Annotated in this window: 3 protein-coding genes; 1 reads left to right on the forward strand and 2 read right to left on the reverse strand. The window is 54.2% G+C overall.

All coding sequences use genetic code 11. The features are described 5' to 3' along the window. Window positions 1-121: 121 nt before the first annotated feature. Window positions 122-1,078: a DMT family transporter gene (locus O6944_05360; protein MCZ6718565.1), complete on the reverse strand. Its 957-nt coding sequence runs from the start codon at window positions 1,076-1,078 to the stop codon at window positions 122-124. An 84-nt stretch (window positions 1,079-1,162) separates the two neighbouring features. Here O6944_05360 and O6944_05365 point away from each other — a divergent pair, with 84 nt between their 5' ends. Beyond that, entirely contained in the window at window positions 1,163-2,902 is a 1,740-nt protein-coding gene (locus tag O6944_05365) for an amidohydrolase (GenBank protein MCZ6718566.1), read from the forward strand. 157 nt (window positions 2,903-3,059) lie between these two features. Here O6944_05365 and O6944_05370 read toward each other — a convergent pair. Next, window positions 3,060-3,266 (reverse strand): homocysteine S-methyltransferase family protein (locus O6944_05370; GenBank protein MCZ6718567.1); only part of this gene is annotated, 207 nt, incomplete at its 5' end.

The raw sequence follows: 3,266 nt of genomic DNA on the forward strand, positions 1-3,266 counted from the left end.
GACAGGAGCGCACGCCGGCAGATGGGAAAAGAAACCTGTTCGCATCACTTTTACACCTCCGGCAGAAATGTTTCTTCTACCTCAATGCAACATCCCGCCGAGGATAGGCACACACCCTATATCATGGACTCAGATAGCCCATGATCAAATCTGCAGTACCTGTGCACACCATGATGCCGGTCATCACAACAGCAACAGAAAACCAGTGAAACCTGATGATTCGTTCTTTCAAAAAGACATACGCGAATCCCAATGTCACCATCGGGTATGCGGCGCTGATTGCCGCAATCAGGCCACCGTATAACCCTTCCGTATCGAACGCATTGGCCAGAGGCATGCAAGCATTACCCAGCGCAAAGAATGTCATGGGTACGGCTGCCAACTTGATGCCTTCGAATGTGTGGGTATCCGTTTTTCTGCCTGCAATCAACGCAAATGGAACCATGATCATGGCATCGCCTATGGCCATCAAGGGATAGATGTCAGCCCCGCCCGCACCCTCGAAGCCTGCAACATCGCTAAAGGTATATGCCAAACATGAGAACGCGAGCCCCCAAGCCACAGCAGCAAGAATCGCTAAGGGGACCCAAATGCTAGGGACAACGTGTGAGTTGTCGACTTCTTCATCCAGTTCAGATTTCGGGGTGTAACCAAGGCCGACGCACCCTAAAACCACAAGCACACCACCAGCCCACATGATTGGAGTCGGGTTTTGGCCCAGCCAAAAATAAAGCACTGTCATCACAATCGCTGGATAGGCGGCTGAGACCGTTCCAACGATCGCAATCGGGGCGTACTTGATGCATATGAAATAGGACGCCCAGGCGATGCCATCGAAGATATAAGACAAGGTTCCGAACGTTACGAACCCGGTCTCAAATTCTCCCGCTTCTGTATAAAAAGGATTGGGAGAACCGTTAGCGGCCCAAATGATGAGATTGACAAATGAAACCGCAACCACGAAATACAAACAAAATCGCGTGCCGGATACATCATTAATGAACTTTTTGGTAAACCCTTGCCCAAGCCCCCAGCCAAACATGGCTCCGAAGGCAAACAGCATCCACGTTGAAATCATCCTATCCTCGCGACCGAGCGGGCGTTTCGAAGCAAAGTGTGAATGCGCTCTTTGCTATTGCTTTGCCATTGTATGGGAGCCGAAATGAAATTTCGAGCAAGTCTAAAGATCGCGGCTTTATCGATGACTCTCTTGTCGAGCGCGTGTGGACATCAGCCGCTTAAGCACGGAAACGGTGCTGCGGACCTCGTTTTTACCAATGGCCGTGTTTACACCGTGGACGCAGAGCGAAGCTGGGCGCAGGCCGTCGCCATCCGTGACGGTAAAATCGTCTACGTCGGCGACGATGCGGGTGTCGGAGATTTCGTACGCAGCAACACTCGGCGTGTCGATCTCAAAGGAAAAATGTTGCTTCCCGGCTTCCAGGATGTTCACACCCATTTCGCTGCCGCGGGCGCTGCTTTTTCGGAATGCCCCGTCTTCGATCTCGAGGATAAAGAGACTGTCTTGGCCGAGATCAAAAAGTGTGTTGATGAGAATCCGACAGCTGAAATCATCCGGGGGCTCGGCTGGACGATCGATCAATTCGACGACGGTGAGCCACCGCGAAAGGAACTGCTGGATGCCATAGATTCGAGTCGGCCACTGGTCTTCGGCGATGCGGACGGACACGCTTTCTGGGTCAACACGGCAGCCTTTGAAACCTACGGAATTACGCGTGACACCGCAGACCCGGCGGGAGGAAGGATCGAACGCAACCCGGAGACGGGGGAACTCTGGGGCACTCTGCACGAAGAATCGGCCATGGAACTGATCAGGAGTCAATGGCCTCGCTATTCGGATGAAGATCTGATGGAGGGCATCCGGTACTCGCAGGATTACTATCACTCTTTGGGGATTACGGCGATCCAGGAAGCCATCGTCAAACTTGATGGTCGCAGCGAGTACCGCGCACTACCCGCGTACAAGATCCTCAATGACCGGGGTGAGCTGAACGTTCGGGTCTCTGCCTCGCTTTTCTGGGATGCGGGAAAGGGCATGGAGCAGATCCAGGATTTCAAGAAGGCGCGTCGCGAATCGTCAGCGGGCCGTTTGCAGGTCGACACAGTGAAGTTTTGGGCCGATGGTGTGATTGAAACTCACACCGCGATGCTGCTCGAACCCTACGAAGACAAGCCGGAAACGCGTGGCCTCATGATGGTTCCGCACGAGCAATTGATGAGTGGCGTCTCCTTGGTGGATGCCGAAGGCTTTCAAGTTCATATCCACGCCATTGGTGACGCCACAGTGCGCTACGGCCTCGACGCCATCGAGGCGGCCTGGCACGCCAACGGACGCCGGGATGCGCGGCATCACATTACCCACCTGCAGTTTGTTCACCCCGATGACATTTCTCGTTTCCAAGAATTAGGGGTCGGTGCCAGCTTCCAGCCTTACTGGACCTACTTTGACGATTACGTCACGTTGTTCAACCTTCCACGGGTTGGACCCGATCGCATCAAATGGAGCTATCCCATTGGCTCGATTCAACGCAGCGGCGCTACCGTGGCCTTTAGCAGTGATTGGTTTGTCTCCACCCCCAACCCACTGATTGGTATAGAGACTGCGGTAACCCATGTGGACCCTCTCACCGATGAGGGGCAATCCTATCTGCCTGGCGAGACGATCGCATTGGATGAGGCGGTCGCCGCCTACACGATCAACGCCGCATTCTTGAATTCAATCGACGACATGACGGGCTCTGTCGAAGCCGGAAAGTATGCAGACTTGATCGTCCTGGATCAGGACCTGTTCCAGATTCCGATACAGGACGTTTCCGATGTTCAGGTTTTGCTTACGCTGCTGGAGGGTGAAGTGATGTATGGAAACCTGGACGAATTTTAGCGCTGGAAGCTCATCGAGAGCGATTAGCGATCGCTGAATCAATGAATGAGAGGATAGGCAATCGAAGCTGCGTTTTCGGAAATGCCCGATAACCCAGGATTCTGTCAATTAGCGAGTCAGGGCGGAGGGGCTTCGAGTGCGTGATCTAGATCCTCGATCAGATGCACGCCTTTGCGATTGCTGCGACATGACGGTGATCGGTGCCGCAGCACCCCCCTAGTACATTGAGTTCGGGGAATCGCTTGCGAAGCTCCGCATACTGAGCACCCATCTCCGCCGGATCGCCGTCGTCGAGCGCTTCGGCTTCATCGAGCTGTGCATGGCTCAGGCGTGCCGCGTTCGCGCGCAGCCCCTTGATTCGTTC

The sequence above is a fragment of the Gammaproteobacteria bacterium genome, from assembly GCA_027296625.1.
Taxonomy (GTDB): Bacteria; Pseudomonadota; Gammaproteobacteria; order JAKEHO01; family JAKEHO01; genus JAKEHO01.